The organism is Pantoea sp. CS_6 (assembly GCF_041954745.1).
GTDB lineage: Bacteria > Pseudomonadota > Gammaproteobacteria > Enterobacterales > Enterobacteriaceae > Pantoea > Pantoea stewartii.
Map to the genome: position 1 here is coordinate 326,209 of NZ_JAVAYG010000001.1, position 22,628 is coordinate 348,836.

The following is a 22,628-nucleotide window of genomic DNA, read 5'->3' on the forward strand; positions in this document are numbered from 1 at the left end:
AACAAGAAAAAATGATAAGGATTGCTTTAAATTCAATAAGTTAATTTTTATTTTTCAGACATGAAAAAGACCGGAAACGCGGGCACGCTTCCGGTATTGGTTAGGTGAATCAGGCTAACGAAGCCGTCTCGTTATGTTATGAGGCTTCAGCAGGGACGATCAGGCCCGCTGACGAGGGCGTGCGTCGGTAGCTGGCACCAGGATGAGGATGAGTAAGGCGATCGCCCAGTCCAAAAAGCTTCTCCCGTAACGTGCCGGGCTGGTAATCCTGCTTATATACGCCGCGTTTTTGCAGTTCCGGCACCAGCAGGTTCACGACGTCAGCAAAGGTTTCATGGGTAACGGCATAAGCCAGATTAAAACCGTCAACGTCTGTTTCCTCCACCCAGCTCTGTAGTTCATCTGCCACGGTTTCGGTGCTGCCCACCAGCAACGGCCCAAAGCCGCCAATGCCTACCCAGTCGGCCATGTTTTGCACCGTCCATTCACGCTGCGGATCGGCGGTCGAGAAGCTCTCTACAACAGACTGAATCGCATCGGTATGAAGATGTTTAAACACCTGATCGGGTTGATACTGACTAAAGTCAATGCCGGTCCAGCCGGAAATCAGGGCAAGGGCACCTTCGTGGCTGACATAACGTTTGTAATCCTGCCATTTGGCCTGGGCCAGCTTATCGGTCTCGCCCACGATCACGGTTTGCATATTGAAAATGAGAATGCTGCGCGGATCGCGTCCGGCCTCCTCTGCGCGCCGACGAATATCGGCCACGGTTTTCCTGAGCAGCACCTTAGACGGCGCGGCAACAAACACGCACTCGGCATGTTGCGCGGCAAAAGCTTTACCGCGGCTGGAGGCACCCGCCTGATATAACACCGGCGTGCGCTGTGGTGACGGCTCACACAGGTGAATGCCCGGCACCTGGAAAAAGGTGCCCTGATGGTTGATCGGATGGACTTTGTTCGGATCGCTGAAGATATGGCGCTCCCGGTCGCGAATAACGGCGTCGTCTTCCCAGCTGCCTTCCAGCAGTTTATAAACCACCTGCAAATACTCATCTGCATAATCGTACCGGGCATCATGACGGGTTTGCGTGGCCTGGCCCAGATTGCGTGCGCCGCTTTCCAGATAGGAGGTGACGATGTTCCAGCCAATCCGCCCTTTGGTAAGATGGTCCAGCGTCGACATCCTGCGCGCAAACGGATAAGGATGCTCAAACGAAAGCGAGGCGGTCAGGCCGAAACCGAGATGCTGAGTGACCATCGCCATTGGGGTGATCAGCGCCAGCGGATCGTTAACCGGCACCTGAGAGGCACTGCGAAGGGCGGCATCATTGTTGCCGTTAAAGACATCATAAATGCCCAGTACATCGGCGATAAACAGGCCGTCAAATTTACCGCGCTCCAGCAGCACGGCTAAGTCTGTCCAGTATTCCAGGTCTTTGTACTGCCAGGAGCGATCGCGCGGATGCGCCCAAAGGCCGGGTGACTGATGACCCACGCAATTCATATCAAAGGCATTTAAGCGGATTTCACGTTGTTTAGGCATAGCAGGCTCCTGAGCGGATGCGGCACGCCGGTGCCGCCCACTTTTTAGGGGGATAATAAACAGGTAAGTGATTAGTCAGTCAGTGAAAGGGGACATCGCTCGTTTAGCGTAGCGGTTGTGAGATTCAGCAGTTGACGGGCAACCGCTTCCGCATGCATTGCCACCTGCGGCAGGCCCATCAGTTCACCAAACCGACCGCGGGCCGCGGGACCGACCACATACAGATGGGAATTGCTGTGGCCCTGTGCCGTTCGCGTCTGCGACAGGGCATTGACATCAATGCCAAGCGCTAAAGGATCGGGCCGGATGACGCCGTCATCACACAACTGGCGTAGCAGGGCATCATGTTGTACCAGTTTCCCGTGCGCCGGGCCGGTGGTCACGATCACCTTATCCACCTCCCGCGTCACGACTTCGCCCGAGCGAGTTTGCAGATGCAGCCGTACCGCAGAATAGCTGGACTCTGCCGCCGTCAGCCGCGCCGCCATCACCTGCAACGATCCGTTTTCCTGCCGCGCGTTCAGCACCTGGCCTGCCTGTGGCGCAATGCGGTAGCGGTGCACATCCCACCACGGCCGCAGATGGCGCAGAAAGCGCCGTTGCTCATTCAGTGGCAGGCTCTGCCAGAGGGTCTGGCCCTGCCGACGAACCTCATCAAAGACGACCTGCCACGGAAGCCCGCGCGCCGCCGCCAGACGCATGTCCTGGCGGATGCGCCGTAACCAGCAGCGCACACCCGCTGGCCTGGCAAGGTGCCCTTCAAGCGACCAACTGAGGTCATGCTGACTGATATTGGGCCGGGGAAGTTGTCCACGGCGTGAAAACACGGTGACAGGGCCGCGGTGCCCCTGGCGATGCAGCGTGGCCACCATATCCGCCATCGTTAAGCCGCTGCCCACAATGGCGATGCGCTCCTCCGGACCGACAGAGGCGAGGGCTTTCTCCTGCCAGGGATCGGCGATGATGGCGGGATGGTCAGCCAGTGCGGTTAACGCGCCAGGCAACGACGGCGCGGGATGACTGACGGCCAGGACCACAATGTCGGCGGCAAGGTGTTTGCCGGCGGCGGTGCTGACCGTGCCGTCCCGGAAAGCCACAGCGCGATCCTGCAGATGCGCCAGAACGACAGGCGACTCACGTTGTGCCGCCTCGAACTGTGCATTGACCCAACGGGCAAACTGCCTGCGCTGAGGATAGACATGACCATCGTGCCAGCGCGCGGCGGGATCGCTGACATATGCATCAGAGGCGCGATACCAGCGATCAAAGCTGCCTTCTTCCTCTCCCGCCAGCTGCATGCGTGACGCGGGTACATTAAGGCGGTGAGCCGGATCGGCCGTCGAGTAGGCAACGCCCTGCGCCAGCTGCGACCGGGGTTCGATGAGCGTGACACGCAGTCCGGCCTGGCCCAGACGACCCAGATGCACGGCCAGCGCTGTCCCGCTAAATCCACCGCCCACGATGACAATATGCTGCTCTGACATAAACCGCCTCATTTGTTAGCTGGCACTGGCGCTTTTTTCGGGACGACGATCGCCACCGATAGTTTCACCAAAGGGACCTGTATTCACGCTGCGCTGTGCTTTCCCGGCGTGCGTCGACAGCGGCAGCAGTGGCATCAGTAACTCGGCTACCCGGTGCGCTTCTTCCAGATGCGGATAGCCCGACAGAATAAAGTTATCAATCCCCAGCGCCTGGTATTCCCGAATCCGCGCAGCCACCTGCTGAGGGTTGCCGACCAGTGCAGTGCCCGCGCCGCCGCGCACCAGTCCGACGCCTGCCCATAAATTGGGGCCGATGCGTAAGCCTTCGCGTGAACCGCCGTGCAGTGCACTCATGCGCGCCTGGCCCGTCGAATCCATACGGGCAAAGATCTTCTGAGCGGATGCGATGGTTTCATCATCCAGATAAGCTATCAGTTTATCGGCTGCTGCCCAGGCTTCCTCTTCGGTTTCACGCACAATAACGTGCAGTCGAATGCCGTAGGACAACGCCCGGCCACGTTCCTGCGCCCGCTGGCGCACAACGTCCAGTTTGGCGGCAACCTGCTCAACGGGTTCGCCCCAGGTGAGATAAGTATCGACCTGACTGGCGGCCACGTCGACCGCATCGTCCGACGAACCACCAAAGTAGAGCGGTGGACCGTCGGCCTGCACAGGCGGAAACAGAATTTCAGCGCCCTCCACACGAATATGTTCACCGTGGAAGTCCACTTTCTCGCCTTTCAGCAAACGGGAATAGACCTCCAGGAACTCCCGCGTGACCTGATAGCGTTCGGCATGACTCAGGAAAATACCGTCGCCTTTATTTTCCACCGGATCGCCACCCGTCACCACATTGATCAGTAAGCGCCCGTCTGACAGACGGTCCAGCGTTGCCGCCATGCGCGCCGCCAGGCTCGGCGGCTGCAACCCCGGCCTGACCGCCACCAGATAACGCAGCTGTTTAGTGATGGGGGCCAGAGCCGCCGCCACCAGCCAGGAATCTTCACAACTTTTACCCGTGGGGATCAGTACGCCGTAGAAACCCAGATTGTCTGCCGCCAGGGCGACCTGTTGCAGATAGGGCAGATCGACCGCTCTTCCGCCCTGGGTGGTCCCCAGATAACGTCCGTCACCGTGGGTGGGTAAAAACCAGAACAGATTAATGTTTTTCTCAGAGGCTTCAGGCATTAGCAGATTCCTTTATAACGATATTTGAAATTGGCAAATGAAAAGCAATCTTTCAGTTATAAAGCCATTAGCAGAATACGTGCCAACTGTGCCTCGTCATTTTTTCCTTTGAATTTATAGCGTTATGATTTCAGCTTTCAGGTACGCGCTGTTGCACATGCAGCAGGCGTTGAACTTCAGTGCTGCATTTGCAGCACAGGGGCTCAGCCCGTGGCTCGTTTCCCTTCACGCTTAGCGTTATCGTGAGCGCTCAGTCACTTTGCAGGTATTCGCTATGGAACACGCTGGTCCCGATTTAATTGACCCGGCTTCTCTGGCCTTCAAAAGTATCCTGGATCGCCTGGCACCCACGGATGCCACGGTGTTAATCATTGGCGAAACCGGCACCGGTAAAGAGGTGATGGCGCGCTATCTGCATCACCACAGCCCGCGCCGCCGCGCGCCCTTTGTCGCCGTGAACTGCGGCGCACTGACGGAAAGTCTTGCCGAGTCAGAACTGTTTGGGCATGAGAAGGGTGCGTTTACCGGTGCCACGGAACGTCATCGTGGCTGGTTCGAGGCGGCGCAGGGCGGCACGCTGCTGCTGGATGAGATCGGTGAACTCAGTTTGCCGCTCCAGGTAAAACTGTTGCGCGTATTGCAGGAGAGAGAGATTACCCGGGTAGGTTCATCTCAGGCGATAAAGGTAAATGTTCGGGTGCTTGCCGCCACGAACCGCGACCTGACCGGTGCGATTGCCGAACGGCGCTTCCGCGAGGATCTCTATTACCGGCTGAATGTGGCCAGCGTGGCGCTGCCGCCTCTGCGCGAGCGCCGTGAGGATATACCGGTGCTGGCCGCGTATTTTCTGCAACACTATGCGCGCCGACTGGGCCGACCTCAGCTGCGTCTGAGTGAGGAGGCGATCGCGACGTTAAGCCGGTACGCCTGGCCGGGCAATATTCGGGAGCTGGAAAACACATTACATAATGCTGTTCTGCTCAGCCAGGAAACACTTATTGGCCCCCAGCATCTGCGTCTGGGCCGCGTGACTGAGGCTGAACCGGTGCCTGAACAGGATGTGATTGATCAGTTTATCCGGCAGCAACTGCAGCACAGTGAAACGCCCCTGTATCCCAGAATTATTGAATCCTTAGTGCGGAATGCCTATGCGCTGAGTCAGGGAAATCAGCTCCAGGCGGCAGCGCTGTTGGGGATCAGCCGTCACAGCCTGCGCACCCATCTGGGCCACTGCGGCATCATTAAGCCGCGCCGCAGCAGCGCCATCGCGCCATCGCGTGTTTTGACAGACTCTGTGGTGCAGGAGCGCGAGTTGCGTATTGGTTACCAGAAGTTCGGCAACCTTGGCATTCTCAAAGCCCGTCAGCATCTTGAGCAGCAGCTGGTGGGCCAGAATGTCCGCGTGTTGTGGAGTGAATTTCCTGCGGGGCCACAGTTGCTGCATGCTCTGCGCGATCAGGAAATTGACTTTGGTACGACAGGCGAAGTTCCGCCCCTGTTTGCCCAGGCCGATCAGGGCACCATGGTCTATGTGGCCTGGGAACCGCCTGCGCCGCAAAGTGTTGCCCTGATGGTCGCCAGACACAGCGCCATCACGACGATTGCCGATCTCAAAGGCAAGCGCATTGCGGTGAATAAAGGTTCTAACGTCCATTTTTTGCTGCTGCAGATCCTCGATGAAGCAGGCCTGACGCTGGACGACGTGCGTATCGTGTATGCCCCACCGAAATATCCGTTAACCGCCAGCGACCTGAATGCGGTCGATGCCTGGATGATGTGGGACCCTTTACTGAGTGAGGCCGAACGTGGCGATCAACTGCGCGTCATTGCCGATGGCGTGGGCCGGGTCAGCAACCATCAGTTCTATCTGGCGGATCGCCAGTTTGCTACGCATTCACCCGATTTACTGCGCCTGTTGATGACCGCGCTGGAGCAGACTGGCCAGTATATCGATGCCCATCCGGCCGAGGCTGCCGGGTTACTGGCAAAGGAGTTGGGCATGTCCGACAGCGCATTACGTCAGGCGCTGGCGCGGCGTAGTCATCGAACTCAGGCGATGAACTTAGCGATTATTCGCGAGCAGCAGAGAATCGCCGATCGTTTCTATGCGCTCGGTCTGTTTCCCCGCGCCATCAACGTCCGGGACAGAGTCTGGCCGCAATGACGTTTTATGACTAAGGACAGAACTTATACGCATTAAGCCCTCAGGCACGGATTTGTTATGTTGCGCTGACAACACCTTCGTTCAGGACAAAAAAATGAGAAAAATAGTGATAAGCGCACTGATTGCGCTCGCTCAACTTGGCACCTTCGTGACAGCACAGGCGGAAGACAAACCCCAGGTCGTGAATATCGGTTTCCAGAAAGCGAATATTTTTGCGCTGCTGAAATACCGTGGCACGCTCGACAGCGAATTTAAAAAGCAGGACATTGATGTGCGCTGGGTGGAGTTCCCGGCAGGCCCGCAGATGCTGGAAGGGCTTAACGTAGGCAGTATCGATCTGGCGGCCACCGGCGATGCGCCACCTGTCTTCGCGCAGGCGGCACAGGCCGATCTGGTCTACCTTGGCCACTCGCCGGCCAACCCGCAGACCGAGGCCATTGTGGTGCCGGCCGATTCCACGATCAAAAGTGTCAAGGATCTGAAAGGCAAGCGCGTGGCGCTGAACAAAGGATCGGATGTTAATTATCTGCTGGTGACTGCGCTGGAGCAGGCGGGGCTGACGTATAAAGATATTACGCCGGTTTATCTCCCGCCTGCCGATGCCCGGGCCGCCTTCCAGCGCGGTGCTGTCGATGCCTGGGTTATCTGGGATCCGTATCTGGCCGAAGTCGAAACCACGGCCCATGCGCGCCTGCTGAAAAATGCCGAAGGCTTAGTGCCGCATTACACCTTTTTTCTGGCCAGCCGCAAATTTGCTGATGGTCATCCCGAGACGGCGAAACAGGTGCTGAACGCGCTGAGTCAGCTGAGCACCTGGGCAAACAGTCATCAGGCTGACGCCGCAAAAATCCTTTCCGGCTCCACGGGGTTGCCTGTACCCATCTGGCAGCGCGCGCTGGCCCGCATGCCGTTTGGGGCGGAACGTATGACGCCCAACGTGTTTAACGAACAGCAGGCGCTGGCCGATAAATTTACCCAGATCGGTCTGTTGCCAGTGAAGGTGAATGTCAGCAGCGCGACGTGGGCACGGGATAAGCAGTAACGCGTGAGCGCGAGTGCTTTAAGGGCCTGCGGGTGAACCAGCAGGCCTTTTTTATTGGGGGCGACAGAGGACGATAGAGAAGGATTCACTCGCTGCGCTCGCCCTTTGGGTGGCCTGACGGTCATGCAAAACGGCGTTGCCGTTTTGTCGCCCCCCGGTCGGGGGTGCTCATCCCCCCTCTCAGGAGAATATGCAAAAAAAAAAGTCCAGAGGTGAGTCTGGACGCTTCTTCAAATCTGGCGGTGAGAGGGGGATTCACTCGCTGCGCTCGCCCTTCGGGTGGCCTGGCGGCCATGCAAAACGGCGTTGCCGTTTTGTCGCCCCCCGGTCGGGGGTTCTCATCCCCCTCTCAGGAGAACAGGCAAAAAAAAAGTCCAGAGGTTAGTCTGGACGCTTCTTCAAATCTGGCGGTGAGAGGGGGATTCACTCGCTGCGCTCGCCCTTCGGGTGGCCTGGCGGCCATGCAAAACGGCGTTGCCGTTTTGTCGCCCCCGGTCGGGGGTTCTCATCCCCCTCTCAGGAGAACATGCAAAAAAAAGTCCAGAGGTTAGTCTGGACTCTTCTTTGAATGTGGCGGTGAGAGGGGGATTCGAACCCCCGATACGTTGCCGTATACACACTTTCCAGGCGTGCTCCTTCAGCCACTCGGACACCTCACCGCAAATTGTTGCTGACCGCGCTGGGTCAACGGGGCGCTACTATAGGGAGTCGACCTGAAACGGTCAAGCACTATTTTTTTCTTTTTTTCTATTCGCTTAAGCTCTGAACGAATCGCGTTAAGGCTGCGCAAAATCGGGTTTTTTAATCACAAAACGCCCGTTTTTACGCAGTGTAAAGTCCGCTCAGCGGCAGGCGGTTACTGGGCGGTTTTAACCCGACTGGCAAAACTCTTGCGCAGCTTTTGCAGTTTAGGGGGAATCACCGCCATGCAATAGCCGTTTCGCTGGCCGGCACCTTCCCAGTAGTCCTGATGATAACCTTCTGCCGGATACCAGGCCTTTAATGGCTCAATGGTTGTGACAATCGGTTTATCATGATCCTGCTGAGCGCGTGCAATCGCGGCACGGGCTTCAGCTTCCTGCTCGGGTGTTTCGGGGAAAATGGCGGAGCGATACTGAGTGCCGATGTCATTGCCCTGGCGATTAAGCTGTGTTGGATCATGCGTGGCAAAGCTGATGTCCAGCAAATCGCCATAGCTGACCTTCTCAGGATCAAAGCCAATGCGAATGGCTTCTGCATGACCGGTGGCGCCACTGCAGACCTGCTCATAGGTCGGATTAGGGCGCTCGCCGCCGGTGTAACCGCTTTCGACTGACTCAACGCCAATCACGTCTTTAAAAACCGCTTCTGTACACCAGAAACAGCCGCCTGCGATTACTGCATATTCGATTGCCATAAATGTTACTCCTGTCTGGTCTGAAGGAAAGAGGTGGGGATGACGTCAGGCATTTTCAATATCTCTGAAGACGTCAGCGTAAAGAGAGCCGCGTTAAACGCCGTCTGATGTAGGGCCTTTTTGTCACACGATGCGTTTAGCGTAGCAGGGAACAGGGCAAGCGGTGGGCACCCTGTCGGGAAGGTTTAAGCAGCGACAGGGAATGTAGCGCTTAATGTTTCCTTAACACAGGGCAGCGATACTGAGGTGGATTCTACAGGAGACGCTATGAAAACCACGACTGTTACTGCCACCTCTTTTGTATCACGCCCATTCAGCGAGTACGTTGCCGTTATTCTTGCCGTCAGCGCTGTCATCAGCTTTCTGGCCTGCTGGTTTGTGAACTGAATCAGTCCACCGCGAAAAGGACCCTGGCCAGGCAACCTGAACGGTCAGGGCGATTTTCCAGCAGAAACTGTCCATGATGTAACTGCACAATCCGACTGACGATACTCAGGCCCAGCCCAATGCCACCATAGCGCGTGTCCATGCGGACAAAGGCTTTGCTTAACTCGCCGCGCCTGCTTTCATCAATGCCGTCACCTTCGTCTTCCACGATCAGCGCCGGGCCTGGTGTGTTTTCAAGCCGCACGGTGATATTGCTTTCAGATGGGCTGTAACGGTGGGCGTTTTCCACCAGATTGCGCAGAAGCATTCGTAACAGGATCGCATCGCCTTTCACCCTGAAGCTGTGCTCAACATCAAGGGTTAACGTTTGATGACGCACGGCAAGCATCGCACTCAACTCCGCTTCCATAGGCACAATCACTTCATCAATGAGGGCAACCTGCTGGTAGCTGCCCGAGGTAAACTGCTGGCCGGCACGGGTCAGCTGCAGCAACTGGGCGACATTTCCTGTCATCTGATCCAGACGATGTAATAAGGGTTGCGTATCGACGGCCTGATTTCGTTGTAGCAACTCAAGATGTAAGCGTAAACCTGCCAGCGGCGTTCGCAGCTCATGGGCCACATCGGCCGTAAACAGGCGTTCACGTTCCAGACTGTCTGTCAGACGTGCGACAAGGCGATTCACAGAGTGCGTAACAGCGTCAATCTCCTGCACCGATCCGGAAAAGGTGATAGGTTCCAGGTTTACCTCGCTCCGGTTCTCCAGTTCACGCTGCAACTGATAGAGCGGGCGGGTAATCCAGCGTACCGCCTGATAGCACAGGAGCAGCGTCAGCGTAATCATCACCAGACTGGGCAGGGCAAGACTCATCACGGCTTCGCGGACTTCTTTATGGACATGCCGGTCCATGTTGCGGTTCTGCAGATGCGCCTCAACTAAAAATTGCACCTGTTCCTGACTTTCATGCCAGAGCCAGGCCACGCTGATGAGCTGGAAAAACAGCATAATGAGGCCAATCGTGAGAAGCAGCCGAAAACGCATGGTCGTCCCGGTGCGGTCAGTATTCATGTCTCGGGCATCTCGTTATCGGTTTGGGAGGGGGACAGGGCATAGCCGAAGCCGCGAACCGTTCTGATCATGCTTTTGCCGATCTTGTCACGCAGGTTGTGGATATGCACTTCCAGCGTATTGGTCGAAGGCTCGTTATCAAAATTATAGATATCCTGATACAGCAATTCGCGGTGCACCGGATGGCCCGCTTTGAGCATCAGGCGAGACAGAATCGAAAACTCTTTAGGGGTGAGATCAAGCAAGGCGTGGTCCAGATGGATCTGGCGATGGGTCATATCCAGCGACAGGTTGCCCACCTCCACGCGCGTATCCCCCTGGTTAACATGACGTCTGATAAGGGCACGAATCCTTGCCAGCAGTTCATCCAGCGCGAAAGGCTTGATCAGATAGTCATCGGCACCTGCATCCAGCCCGGCGATGCGCTCATCAATCGTGTCCCGCGCGGTAAGAATCAATACAGGCTGCATCTGCTTCTGACGGCGAAGACGCTGCAGAAAGTGCAGTCCATCCTCATCCGGCAGGCCGACATCCAGCACGATCAAACTGTAAAGCCCGCTGGCAAGATGAGCTTCCGCGGAACGGACCGTTGAAACCGCATCGCAGACATAGCCCGTGCCTTCCAGCGCCAGAACAAGACCTTGCAGCAGCAGAGCATCGTCTTCAACAATTAATATTTTCATAAGCGCTTAACAGGATACCTCTTTTGTATCAGTACCGATGACCGGACACAGCAATAACGGGTCGCTCTTCCGCGAACTCACCTTGACAACCTTGTCCGGCAAGCGGATAAGGCAGGCCGTCCCGGTTTCGTCGGCTGTGCCTGCTTTGGGCAAACATGCCGGGATTGTTGCTGACATGACGAATGTTGTCACTCAACTTAGCTCAGCGGAAACGTTAATTAAAGATGAGATAAAGGGCTGCAAATCAGCCCCTTTTCGTCTCGCCCGGCATAATGCCTTAACCCGTAATAAGACGTTTTATCAAATGCGAAAGGGCAACATGACGGACTGACTATTAATATAAAGTCGGAATAATAAAAAATGTTATTTTATCCGGGTTGAATCATTAGTGAATGTCTCCATTATTATTGCGCTAATACATTCGCATTAACGCGCAACAATGAAAGTCAGACGGTAATAAGTGAACAGTATGGATAAGAAAGATTAGGAAAACCTTAAACAGGACCATTTATTACATTTTTATTTCTTTTTTGCGGGCGCAAAATAAGTCGGCGTGAGCAGGCCGGTAATCGCCGTTATTGTCAGCAGCAGAATTAAGCGTGACGGCTGGCACAGGAAATGCATATTTCTGGCAGAATGCAGGATTGCGTCTACACTTTATGGGGCGACAACGACAGTCAGTGAGTTTTTCAGCACTTAACGCGTATGTTTTTGGAGAAAGAGTTACCGAATTGCAGGGTTTTACCGCGCAGTCTCCTTACTTCATTCGGCCTTGCGCCGACCTCTTGCTGAACGCTCTCTGCTGCGATGTCCTGATGATGAACCCGTTTACAGGAGAAGACACGTGACCCAGACGGCAGAAAGTAATGCCTCGTTTCCGTCATTGAGCGGCGGTCTGTATGCCTTCTTTTTTGATGTTGATGGCACGCTGGCAGCGATACAGCCCCAGCCGGATGCCGCTTTCATTCCAAAACAGGTTGTAGCAGAGCTGCAACGCCTCTCTTCTTTATGCCACGGCGCGCTGGCGCTGGTATCAGGTCGTCCTGTTGAGCAACTGGATGCGCTTGCGGCACCGTTGCACGCGCCGGCTGCCGGCGTGCATGGCGCTGAACGTCGTGACGCGGAGGGCAAGGTGCACCGCGTGTCACTGCCCGAAGAGACTGAACGTCAGCTAAAACAGATGCTGGAAGCCGAAATGGCCCACTGGCCAGATACGCAGCTTGAAGTGAAAGGGATGGCGTTTGCCCTCCATTATCGTCGGGCGATGGCACATGAGCAGGACATATTGCACCTTGCGCAGGCCGCCGTCGAACGTTTCTCGGGTCTGACGTTGCAGCCCGGAAAGTGTGTGGTTGAAATTAAACCGACCGGCATTGATAAAGGCGCGGCTGTACAGGCATTTATGCAGGAAGCCCCGTTCGCGGGACGTATTCCGGTGTTCATCGGTGACGATCTGACCGATGAGAAAGGCTTTGCCGCCGTCAATGCCATGCACGGGATTTCCGTGAAAGTGGGAGAAGGCGAAAGCCAGGCACGTTATCGTTTACATGACGTTACGGATGTCTATGCCTGGCTGGAAAGAACACGATTACAATTAGAGCAAGATAACGTTGGTAAGGAGTTTAGGTTATGAGTCGTTTAGTTGTTGTATCTAACCGTATCGCCATGCCAAATGGGAACAAAACCAGCGCGGGCGGCCTTGCCGTTGGCATCCTGGATGCGCTGAAAAGCACGGGTGGACTGTGGTTTGGCTGGAACGGTGAGATAAGTGAATTTTCGGGTGAGGAAGAAAACCCGGTATCGGTAACGGAGCATGATGGTATTGAATATGCTTCCTTCCCGCTGAGCCAGAACGAGTACGATCTCTATTATTGTCAGTTTTCTAATACCGTTATCTGGCCTGCTTTCCATTACCGTTTAGATCTGGTGCAGTTCCAGCGTGAAGCCTGGGAAGGATACTGCGAAGTTAATGATGCCGTCGCGCAGCGGCTGAAACCGCTGATCAAGCCTGACGACATTCTGTGGATTCATGACTACCACTTCCTGCCGTTTGCCGCCGCGCTGCGCCGGGCAGGCATCAACAACCGCATCGGTTTCTTCCTGCATATTCCTTTCCCGACGCCCGAAATTTTCAATGCGCTGCCGCCGCACAGAGAACTGCTGGAAATGTTGTGCGAATACGATCTGTTAGGATTCCAGACGGAATCTGATCGCGTCGCCTTCCTCGACAGTTTGAGCCAGCTGACGCAGTTGCAGAATAAAGGTGACAAAAAACATCGCGCCTATGGCAATACCTTTATGACGGAGGTGTACCCGATAGGGATTGAACCTGACAGCATTAAGGAGATGGCTGAAGGGCCATTGCCACCCAAAATGGCGGCGATGAAGAAGGAGCTGGGCGATGTGCGCAATATCATTGCCTGCGAACGTCTGGATTACTCGAAAGGCCTGCCGGAACGCTTCCTGGCTTATGAAGCGCTGCTGGAAAACTACCCGCAGCATCACGGCAAGATTCGTTACTCGCAGATTGCGCCAACGTCTCGTGGCGATGTGCAGGCCTATCAGGATATTCGTCATCAGTTAGAAACCGAGGCAGGGCGCATCAACGGGAAATACGGCACCCTGGGCTGGACGCCACTCTATTATCTTAACCAGCACTTTGACCGTCGTTTATTGATGAAAATTTTCCGTTTAACGGATGTCGGCTTAGTGACGCCGTTGCGTGACGGGATGAACCTGGTGGCGAAGGAGTACGTGGCGGCGCAGGATCCGGACGATCCGGGTGTGCTGGTACTGTCCCGTTTTGCCGGTGCGGCTAACGAGCTGACGTCCGCGCTCATCGTGAACCCTTATGACCGCGATGAAGTGGCCGCGGCGCTGGATAAAGCGATTACCATGCCCCGTACCGAGCGTATCTCACGCTATAACGATATGATGGCGGTACTGCGTAAAAACGACATCACCGCATGGCGCGAAAACTTCCTGCGTGATCTTGAGAAGATTGCCCCGCGGAGTGCCGATCACGGCATGGCAAATAAGGTTGCCACCTTTCCGAAACTCGCCTGACAGCAGAGCAAGCCAGGGACGGCTTGCTGTGCGTTACATCCCGCCGCTTTTGCATACACGCTGTTGCTAATGATTGTCCCCTAACTCAAAAGCGCTTTTGCGTCGCCAGGCGTCCGTCTGACGGCAAAGTGGCGTAAAAATGTGCAATTAACACCACCATTCACTTTCTTTACCTGGTTAAGCTAAAGTTCTCTTCATTCCTGCCGATAGTTAAAATGCATAAAACTCTCCTGCCTGCAATTCATTCATATCCTTAATGTAACTCCTTGTTACATCGGTGTACGCTCTCTAAACGGGTTGCTTTCAGCCTTTACGACGGATTGTCAGAAAGCGCGTAATCAGAATTGTCGGCCTTCTGCCCCTGTTTTCCCTTTTTTTTGTCTTATCACCTAACTGACTAATTTAAATACAAATAATGCGCGCCATGGGTAGCATATTCCACTGGTTTTATGGTTTTGGCTGGTTCTAAATAGGGTGCAAATTCCATTCATTGAGATAAACAGGAATTCTGCCTGCCTTACAGAATCATCCCTGATTTTTGTAGCCAATTAAGTCCAGCTCAGGACAAATCCCTGTAAAAAAAACGTCAAATTGTGCAAAAAACAGACAGTGAGGAAGGGATAATAAAGCGTTACTGAAGAAAATAGAGGCAAAAGTGTGATCTGTGTCACACTTTATCTAAAATTTCACCGAACTGTCGTTGTATGTAAGGATCATCCGATATAGATTTGCCTTGTTTTCGGATTAGTCTTAAAAAAAGCAAGCAAGCCTCAGGGAAGAAGGTTATCGACTTAAGAATAAGGTGGACTGAAAAGATTGACTTCTGACCGGACAGACAGGGTCGCAAAAAGAAGCAGAACTCAGAACCATTGCTTTTTATGTTTAATTATTTTGCCATCTTTAGATTTACCAACCAGCAGCTCGATACGCAGAGATGTCATCTGCGGTAAGTTACGTCGCGTCTCTCAGGATGGAAAAATGGGTACATCTGAATTACTAAAACATATTTACGATATCAACTTGTCATATTTACTGCTCGCGCAGCGATTAATTAACCAGGAAAAAGCTTCTGCGATGTTTCGCCTCGGGATCGATGAAAAGATGGCTGACGCATTGTCTGAATTAACCTTACCTGAAATGGTGAAATTAGCTGAGACCAACCAACTTGTGTGTCAGTTTCGTTTTACCGATAGTACCGTTATTAATCGCCTGACGCAGGAATCACGTGTGGATGATTTACAACAAATCCATACCGGGATTCTTTTATCCAGCCGTTTATTACGCAGTGCGTCGAAAGACGCCGCGCCTACTAAAAAGAGGGCGGTATAATGGGTGAGAAAAGTATTGTTCAGGAAGCGCGTGATATTCAGCTCGCTATGGAGCTGATCACACTGGGTGCGCGCTTACAAATGCTGGAGAGCGAGACGCAGCTGAGCCGCGGTCGCTTGATCAAACTCTATAAAGAGTTGCGTGGCAGTCCACCCCCTAAAGGTATGTTGCCATTCTCGACTGACTGGTTCATGACCTGGGAACAGAACATTCATGCCTCAATGTTCTGTAATGCCTGGACGTTTTTACTGAAAACCGGTTTGAGCAAAGGGATTGATGCGGTGATTAAAGCCTACCGCCTTTATCTCGAGCAGTGCCCGCAATCGGACGAGGGCCCGCTGTTGGCGCTAACACGCGCCTGGACCCTGGTGCGATTCGTTGAAAGCGGTATGCTGGAATTATCAGATTGTAAATGCTGCAGCGGCAGCTTTATTAATCATGCACATCAGCCTGTTGGCAGCTTTGTCTGCAGCCTGTGCCAGCCACCATCACGTGCCGTAAAAAGACGTAAACTTTCTGCAGATACTGCCGATATCTTTCCACAACTGCTGGATGAACAGGTTAAACACGCCGTTTAAATTTGTTCGCAATGTGGAAGTCATCCAGCAGCGGTTAATCCCGCTGCTTTTTTTTTGCCTCCACAGGGTGAACATCTCCGGTTTCTCTGGCTTAACGTCGACCAACACGTTACGGACGTAAGGATTTTTCTGTGCTGATAATTTTAGGTTACATCGTTGTATTAGGTTCCGTGTTGGGCGGATACGCTTTAGTGGGCGGCCATCTTGGCGCGCTTTACCAGCCTGCAGAACTGCTGATGATCGCCGGGGCGGGCGTCGGCGCGTTTCTGGTGGGCAACAACGGTAAATCGATCAAGAAGACCCTCAAAGCTCTGCCGCTGCTGTTCCGCGGCTCGAAATACAACAAAGCGGTGTACATGGATCTCATGGCACTGCTTTACCGGCTGATGGCGAAATCTCGCCAGCAAGGCATGTTATCGCTTGAGCGTGATATTGAAGATCCCGCCCAGAGTGAAATTTTTGCTAATTATCCCCGCATCTTAGCCGATAAACAGTTAGTCGACTTCATCACCGATTATTTACGCCTGATGGTGAGCGGCAACATGAATGCTTTCGAAATCGAAGCATTGATGGATGAAGAGATTGAAACCTATGAACACGAGTGTGAAGTGCCGGCACAAAGTATCGCTGCCGTCGGCGATGGCCTGCCCGCTTTCGGTATCGTTGCGGCGGTAATGGGCGTGGTTCATGCCCTGGCGTCAGCTGACCGTCCAGCCGCCGAGCTGGGGGCACTGGTGGCACATGCCATGGTGGGAACGTTCCTCGGGATTTTACTGGCATACGGTTTTATTTCGCCTCTGGCGTCGGTATTACGTCAGAAGTGTGCTGAAACGACCAAGATGATGCAGTGCGTGAAAGTGACATTGCTTTCCAGCCTGAACGGTTATGCACCGCAGATCGCCGTCGAGTTTGGTCGTAAAACGCTTTATTCAGCTGAGCGTCCATCGTTCAGCGAACTGGAAGAACACGTTCGCAACGCGAAGAACCCGGCTAAACAGACTTCGGATCAGACCTCATGAAACATGGCAATCGCCCAATTGTGCTGATTAGAAAGCGCAAACATAAAAAACATGAAGGAGGACATGGCTCATGGAAAATCGCCTATGCCGACTTTATGACGGCGATGATGGCATTTTTTATGGTGATGTGGCTGCTGTCGATCGCCAGCCCACAACAGCTTATCCAGATAGCAGAGTATTTTCAGACGCCCTTGAAAGTGGCGCTGACGGGTGGACAGAGAAGTAGCGACAGTAGCAGCCCGATCCCAGGCGGAGGAGACGATGCTACGAAGAAAGAAGGTGAAGTCAAAAAGGTTGTGGATATGGATGCGCAGAAACGCAAGCTGGATGAAATTCGCCTCAACCGCCTGCGTGAAAAGCTCGACCAGTTAATCGAAGCTGATCCGCGCCTGAAAGCGCTGCGTCCGCACCTGATTATTAATATGGTTGATGAAGGGCTGCGTATTCAGATCATCGACAGCCAGAACCGCCCGATGTTCAAGACCGGCAGTGCAGAAGTTGAACCTTATATGCGTGATATTTTGCGCGCGATTGCCCCGATTTTGAATGACATCCCTAACCGTATCAGTATCGCGGGCCATACGGATGACATTCAGTATGCGACCGGAGATAAAGGGTACAGCAACTGGGAATTGTCAGCGGACCGTGCCAATGCGTCACGTCGTGAACTGGTGATTGGTGGGCTGGATGGTGGAAAGATTCTGCGTATCGTCGGCATGGCGGATACCATGAAACTGAAAAATCGCGGCGGCGATGATGCCGTTAACCGTCGTATCAGTTTGCTGGTGTTGAACCATGATACCGAAGCCGCGATTGAGAAAGAGAACGCAGAAAGTGACGCGGTTCAGATTAGCGATCCCTCTGCCTTAGAAAAAGTGACCGCGCCGTCAGCACCCGGCAGTAATGCGGCTGATAAAACATCTTCCAAACCTGCAACTGCCACGTCGGCGGATGCAGTGAAAACAGCGAACTCCGCACCGTCAGCCGCATCGACGAGCGCAGAGAAAGCCGCGACCGCCGCCTCGTCAGCGTCATCGACGAGCGCGGTGAAAACAGCAGCCTCCGCATCGTCAGCCTCACCGGCGGTCGCGGCGAAAACAGCGACCTCCGCGACGTCAACCTCTTCGGTTCGTGCGGTAACAACAATAACGCCTGCACCGTCAGCCCTACCGGCGGATGCAACGAAAACAACCTCCGCACCGCCAGCGTCTTCGGCAGGTGCGGTGAATACAGCAGCCCCCTCACAGCCGAGGTGATTCCCGTGAGCATGGACATCAGCGATTTTTACCAGACGTTTTTTGATGAAGCCGATGAGCTGTTAGCGGATATGGAGCAACACCTGTTGGGACTCGATCCCCAGGAGCCAGACTCTGAACAGCTTAACGCCATCTTCCGCGCCGCCCACTCGATTAAAGGCGGAGCCGGAACCTTTGGTTTTACGGTTTTACAGGAAACAACCCACATCCTGGAAAACATTCTGGATGGTGCTCGTCGCGGCGAGATGCAGCTCAGCACCGACATCATCAATCTGTTTTTGGAAACTAAAGATATTATGCAGGAACAGCTAGATGCTTATAAAACCGCGCAAGAGCCTAACGCGGAAAGCTTCAAGTATATCTGTGAAGCATTACGCCAGTTGGCGTTAGAGGCGAAAGGTCAGCCGGTTGAAGCACCGGTTGTGGTTGCGCTTGAAACGCCTGTCAGTCAGGCAGAATCCGCCTCCTCTGATGCTGAAGGTGTTCACCTGCAGTTGGTCGACCTGAAAGAAAAAGATATCGACCTGATGCTGGAAGAGCTGGGTAATCTTGGCACGCTCAGCAACGTGAAGAAAGGCAGCAATACGCTTGAGTGCCACATTACCGGCGTAGGCAAAGACGACATTATTGCTGTGCTGTGTTTCGTTATTGATGAAGCGCAGATTCGCTTCCCGGGTGCTGACGCTGCCGCGGCGGTAGCCGAAAGCGTGGATGCGCCTGCGGTTGCCGATGTTCAGACTGCAACCGTGACCGAATTGCCGGTTGCCGCAGTGAAACGCGAAAGCAAACGCGCTGCCGCGCCCGCGAAGACCAGCGAATCAAGCAGCATCCGTGTTGCGGTTGAGAAGGTCGATCAGCTGATTAACCTGGTGGGTGAACTGGTGATTACCCAGTCAATGCTGGCACAGCGTTCAGGTGAACTGGACCCGGTCGCGCACGGCGAACTGTTGAACAGCATGGGGCAGCTTGAGCGTAATGCGCGTGACCTGCAGGAATCTGTGATGTCGATTCGTATGATGCCTATGGAGTACGTCTTCAGTCGCTTCCCACGTCTGGTGCGTGATTTGGCCAGCAAGCTGGGCAAAGAAGTTGAACTGACGTTACTGGGTAGCTCGACGGAACTCGATAAGAGTCTGATCGAACGTATCATCGATCCGTTAACGCACCTGGTGCGTAACAGTCTTGACCACGGCATCGAAACCCCGGAAAAACGTATTGCGGCAGGTAAGGTTGCCACAGGTAATCTGACGCTGTCAGCAGAACACCAGGGCGGCAACATCTGTATCGAAGTGTCAGATGACGGTGCGGGCCTTAACCGCGAACGTATCCTGGCAAAAGCTCTGTCATCGGGACTGCCGGTGCATGAAAACATGAGCGATGAAGAAGTCGGCATGTTGATTTTCGCGCCAGGTTTCTCAACGGCAGAGCAGGTCACCGACGTATCTGGCCGCGGTGTGGGCATGGATGTGGTGAAACGTAACATTCAGGAAATGGGTGGCCATGTTGAAATTGCCTCAAAACAAGGCAAAGGCACCACCATCCGTATTCTGCTGCCGCTGACGCTGGCGATTCTGGACGGCATGTCAGTGCGCGTAGCGAACGAAGTCTTTATTCTGCCGCTGAATGCGGTGATGGAATCGTTACAGCCGCGTGCTGAAGAGCTGAAACCCCTGGCGGGCGGCGAATGTGTTCTGGAAGTACGCGGCGAATACCTGCCACTGGTTGAACTGTGGAACGTCTTTGACGTGAAAGAGGCGAAAACCGAAGCGACGCAGGGCATTGTGGTGATTCTGCAGAGCGCGGGCAAGCGTTACGCTTTGCTGGTGGACCAGTTAATCGGTCAGCACCAGGTTGTGGTCAAAAACCTGGAAAGCAACTATCGCAAAGTTCCAGGTATTTCAGCCGCCACCATCCTCGGCGATGGCAGCGTGGCGCTGATTGTAGACGTTTCGGCGTTGCAATCACTTAACCGTGAAAAACGTGTGGCCGGCGCTGCCGCCTGATTGATAACGAAAGGGTAAATAACATGAGTGGAATGGCAACCGTGACAAAAATTGCTGGCGAAACCGTTGGACAGGAGTTCCTGGTCTTCACGCTGGGTGATGAAGAGTACGGCATCGATATTCTGAAGGTTCAGGAAATTCGTGGTTACGATCAGGTAACCCGCATTGCCAACACGCCTGATTTTATTCGCGGCGTGACAAACCTGCGCGGCGTTATCGTGCCAATCATCGATTTGCGCGTGAAGTTTTCACAGCCAGACGTTGAGTACAACGAAAATACCGTGGTGATCGTGCTGAATCTCGAAAACCGCGTCGTCGGTATCGTGGTTGACGGTGTGTCTGATGTCCTGTCGCTGACGCAGGAACAGATCCGTCCTTCACCTGAGTTCGCTGTGACTATGTCAACAGAGTACCTGACAGGTCTGGGTGCACTGGGCGAGCGCATGTTGATTCTGGTCGACATCGAAAAGCTGCTGAGCAGCGAAGAGATGGCGCTGGTCGACAACCTGCGTACCGCGTAATCGTTAAACACGGGCCAGCCAACGCTGGCCCGAGTTGTTATTCTGCACGCCGAACCCGTCATCACCGCCTTTGTTTCACCCGTCGACCTTTCAAAAACACGCTGTCTGTGATCCTGCTCCAGGATTAGCATATTGCTCTGGTTTCAATAATTACAAAAGTCATTTGAACCCCTTTTTAAAAGCGGAATGGCTAAAACATCCTGCGTTGCCGCCGATACAGCCCCTGCACGTTACTTATTTAGTCGGGGAAAAAGATGTTAAAACGGATAAAAGTGGTGACCAGTCTGATTACGGTACTGATGCTTTTCGGTGCCCTGCAACTGCTGTCAGGCAGCCTGTTTTGGTCAGCGCTCAATAATGATAAAGCGGCGTTTGCCTTGTCGCAGATTTCAACACGCAACGTGGCGGCCATGACGGATGCCTATATGGCTCTGAACCAGTCACGTACTACGCTCAACCGCGCCATGTTGCGGTTACAAACCAGTCTGGCATCGCAAATGAACGGCGGTCAGCTGGACAGCCTGACGGACAAAGCCATTAGCGAAGCCAATAAAGGTGAGCAGTATCTTGCCGAGTTTAATGCCATTCCGGAAACGCCAGGCGCGGATACCGAAATGCGCGATCAGTTACAAAACCATTTTGCCGCCTATCTGACCGGTCTGCGCGGGATGATCGCCAGCCTGAAAGCCAAAGATCTGGAAGGCATGTTCAAACAGAACATTGAACAGAAGCAGCAGGCCATGCAGGCCACCTATACGGCCTGGCGTCTTAAGCAGAGCGAGCTGTCTTCGCATGGTGCAGAACAAAACCAGCAAGCCTTTACTCAGATGATGTGGTTACTGGGCATGGTCGGCGCCCTGGTGGTCGTGGTGATCATCGGTTGCTGGTTTGGCCTGCGCCAGGTGCTGATTTATCCCCTGCAACGTCTGCTGGTGGATATCCGCACGATTGCCTCCGGTGATCTGACGCAGCCAGTGAAGGTAGAAGGCCGTAATGAGATGAGCCAACTGGCCGCCGGGATCCGTGAGATGCAACAATCTCTGGTGACAACGGTGGGTGAAGTCCGCAGCGGTTGCGATGCGATCTTTACGGGTGCCAGCGAAATCGCCGCGGGCAATAACGATTTGTCCGCGCGCACGGAAGAGCAGGCGGCCTCGCTTGAGCAGACCGCCGCCAGCATGGAGCAACTGACCGCCACGGTGAAACAAAATGCGGATAATGCGCGTCAGGCTTCACAACTGGCCCATACCGCATCTGAAACCGCCTTGCAGGGTGGCAAAGTTGTGGATGGCGTCGTCAGCACAATGAAAGAAATTGCCGACAGTTCCAAGAAAATCGCTGACATTATCAGTGTGATCGATGGTATTGCTTTCCAGACGAATATCCTGGCGTTGAACGCCGCCGTCGAAGCGGCGCGTGCAGGCGAGCAGGGCCGTGGCTTCGCGGTTGTCGCCGGCGAAGTACGTAGCCTGGCGCAGCGCAGCGCGCAGGCCGCCAAAGAGATTAAAGGGCTGATTGAGGATTCTGTGGCCCGCGTTGACAGTGGTTCGCAGCAGGTCGAGAGCGCGGGCAGCACCATGAATAATATTGTGGGTGCCGTCACCCGCGTGACCGACATCATGGGTGAAATTGCCTCGGCATCGGATGAACAAAGCCGCGGTATCGATCAGGTGGGGCAGGCGGTGACAGAAATGGATCGCGTGACGCAACAGAACGCCTCGCTGGTGGAAGAGTCTGCCGCCGCCGCCGCCGCGCTGGAGCAACAGGCGAGCTCACTGTCCCAGGCCGTTTCCGTCTTCAAAATCTCCCGTACTTAAGCGTTCTGACAGTTTTTACTGCCAGCGTGATGATCAATTCACGCTGTCAGTAAAGTTCCGCCTGCGCGGGCCGATAAACA

Annotated in this window: 17 protein-coding genes and 1 tRNA gene; 11 read left to right on the forward strand and 7 right to left on the reverse strand. The window is 54.3% G+C overall.

Features of this window, described 5'->3' with window-relative positions:
- Window positions 1–136: 136 nt before the first annotated feature.
- The 3 genes from RAC90_RS01410 to ssuD form a co-directional block, all read right to left on the reverse strand.
- Complete coding sequence (locus RAC90_RS01410) at window positions 137–1,546, reverse strand: LLM class flavin-dependent oxidoreductase (RefSeq protein ID WP_033742023.1); 1,410 nt, start codon at window positions 1,544–1,546, stop codon at window positions 137–139.
- 71 nt (window positions 1,547–1,617) lie between these two features.
- Window positions 1,618–3,030, reverse strand: coding sequence for an FAD/NAD(P)-binding protein (locus tag RAC90_RS01415; RefSeq protein WP_375123857.1), 1,413 nt, complete (start codon window positions 3,028–3,030; stop codon window positions 1,618–1,620).
- A gap of 15 nt (window positions 3,031–3,045) precedes the next feature.
- Window positions 3,046–4,218, reverse strand: a complete 1,173-nt coding sequence (gene ssuD, locus RAC90_RS01420) for an FMNH2-dependent alkanesulfonate monooxygenase (RefSeq protein ID WP_033742020.1) — start codon at window positions 4,216–4,218, stop codon at window positions 3,046–3,048.
- A gap of 274 nt (window positions 4,219–4,492) precedes the next feature.
- Here ssuD and RAC90_RS01425 point away from each other — a divergent pair, with 274 nt between their 5' ends.
- Window positions 4,493–6,382, forward strand: coding sequence for an aliphatic sulfonate ABC transporter substrate-binding protein (locus tag RAC90_RS01425; RefSeq protein ID WP_058707987.1), 1,890 nt, complete (start codon window positions 4,493–4,495; stop codon window positions 6,380–6,382).
- 94 nt (window positions 6,383–6,476) lie between these two features.
- The gene (locus tag RAC90_RS01430; RefSeq protein WP_375123858.1) at window positions 6,477–7,424 is read left to right on the forward strand and encodes a sulfonate ABC transporter substrate-binding protein; all 948 of its coding nucleotides are present in this window, start codon (window positions 6,477–6,479) and stop codon (window positions 7,422–7,424) included.
- A gap of 571 nt (window positions 7,425–7,995) precedes the next feature.
- Here RAC90_RS01430 and RAC90_RS01435 read toward each other — a convergent pair.
- The 4 genes from RAC90_RS01435 to pmrA form a co-directional block, all read right to left on the reverse strand.
- Window positions 7,996–8,083: transfer RNA gene (locus RAC90_RS01435), tRNA-Ser, on the reverse strand.
- A gap of 197 nt (window positions 8,084–8,280) precedes the next feature.
- Window positions 8,281–8,820, reverse strand: coding sequence for a peptide-methionine (S)-S-oxide reductase MsrA (gene msrA, locus RAC90_RS01440; RefSeq protein WP_006120229.1), 540 nt, complete (start codon window positions 8,818–8,820; stop codon window positions 8,281–8,283).
- A gap of 388 nt (window positions 8,821–9,208) precedes the next feature.
- A complete protein-coding gene (pmrB, locus tag RAC90_RS01445) occupies window positions 9,209–10,276 on the reverse strand; it encodes a two-component system sensor histidine kinase PmrB (protein WP_033742011.1) in 1,068 nt (355 codons plus the stop codon).
- Window positions 10,273–10,959: a two-component system response regulator PmrA gene (pmrA, locus tag RAC90_RS01450; protein ID WP_054633630.1), complete on the reverse strand. Its 687-nt coding sequence runs from the start codon at window positions 10,957–10,959 to the stop codon at window positions 10,273–10,275. Before pmrA ends, pmrB begins: the two co-directional genes overlap by 4 nt.
- An 844-nt stretch (window positions 10,960–11,803) precedes the next feature.
- Here pmrA and otsB point away from each other — a divergent pair.
- The 9 genes from otsB (at window position 11,804) to RAC90_RS01495 (ending at window position 22,548) form a co-directional block, all read left to right on the forward strand.
- The gene (gene otsB, locus RAC90_RS01455) at window positions 11,804–12,592 is read left to right on the forward strand and encodes a trehalose-phosphatase (RefSeq protein WP_375123859.1); all 789 of its coding nucleotides are present in this window, start codon (window positions 11,804–11,806) and stop codon (window positions 12,590–12,592) included.
- Complete coding sequence (gene otsA / locus RAC90_RS01460; protein WP_058701775.1) at window positions 12,589–14,025, forward strand: alpha,alpha-trehalose-phosphate synthase; 1,437 nt, start codon at window positions 12,589–12,591, stop codon at window positions 14,023–14,025. The genes otsB and otsA overlap by 4 nt, the downstream gene beginning before the upstream one ends.
- Window positions 14,026–15,003: 978 nt before the next feature.
- Window positions 15,004–15,354: a flagellar transcriptional regulator FlhD gene (gene flhD, locus RAC90_RS01465; RefSeq protein WP_006120236.1), complete on the forward strand. Its 351-nt coding sequence runs from the start codon at window positions 15,004–15,006 to the stop codon at window positions 15,352–15,354.
- Window positions 15,354–15,932, forward strand: a complete 579-nt coding sequence (flhC, locus tag RAC90_RS01470; protein WP_033742000.1) for a flagellar transcriptional regulator FlhC — start codon at window positions 15,354–15,356, stop codon at window positions 15,930–15,932. Before flhD ends, flhC begins: the two co-directional genes overlap by 1 nt.
- A gap of 131 nt (window positions 15,933–16,063) precedes the next feature.
- A complete protein-coding gene (motA, locus tag RAC90_RS01475; RefSeq protein ID WP_006120238.1) occupies window positions 16,064–16,951 on the forward strand; it encodes a flagellar motor stator protein MotA in 888 nt (295 codons plus the stop codon).
- Window positions 16,948–18,207, forward strand: coding sequence for a flagellar motor protein MotB (motB, locus tag RAC90_RS01480; RefSeq protein WP_033741999.1), 1,260 nt, complete (start codon window positions 16,948–16,950; stop codon window positions 18,205–18,207). Before motA ends, motB begins: the two co-directional genes overlap by 4 nt.
- Before the next feature lie 11 nt (window positions 18,208–18,218).
- Window positions 18,219–20,210, forward strand: a complete 1,992-nt coding sequence (gene cheA, locus RAC90_RS01485; RefSeq protein WP_172677647.1) for a chemotaxis protein CheA — start codon at window positions 18,219–18,221, stop codon at window positions 20,208–20,210.
- Between the two features lie 23 nt (window positions 20,211–20,233).
- Window positions 20,234–20,731 carry a chemotaxis protein CheW gene (cheW, locus tag RAC90_RS01490; protein ID WP_006120241.1) on the forward strand — a complete coding sequence of 166 codons (498 nt, stop codon included), beginning with the start codon at window positions 20,234–20,236 and terminating at the stop codon, window positions 20,729–20,731.
- Between the two features lie 254 nt (window positions 20,732–20,985).
- Window positions 20,986–22,548: a methyl-accepting chemotaxis protein gene (locus tag RAC90_RS01495; RefSeq protein ID WP_039343187.1), complete on the forward strand. Its 1,563-nt coding sequence runs from the start codon at window positions 20,986–20,988 to the stop codon at window positions 22,546–22,548.
- Window positions 22,549–22,628 lie beyond the last annotated feature (80 nt).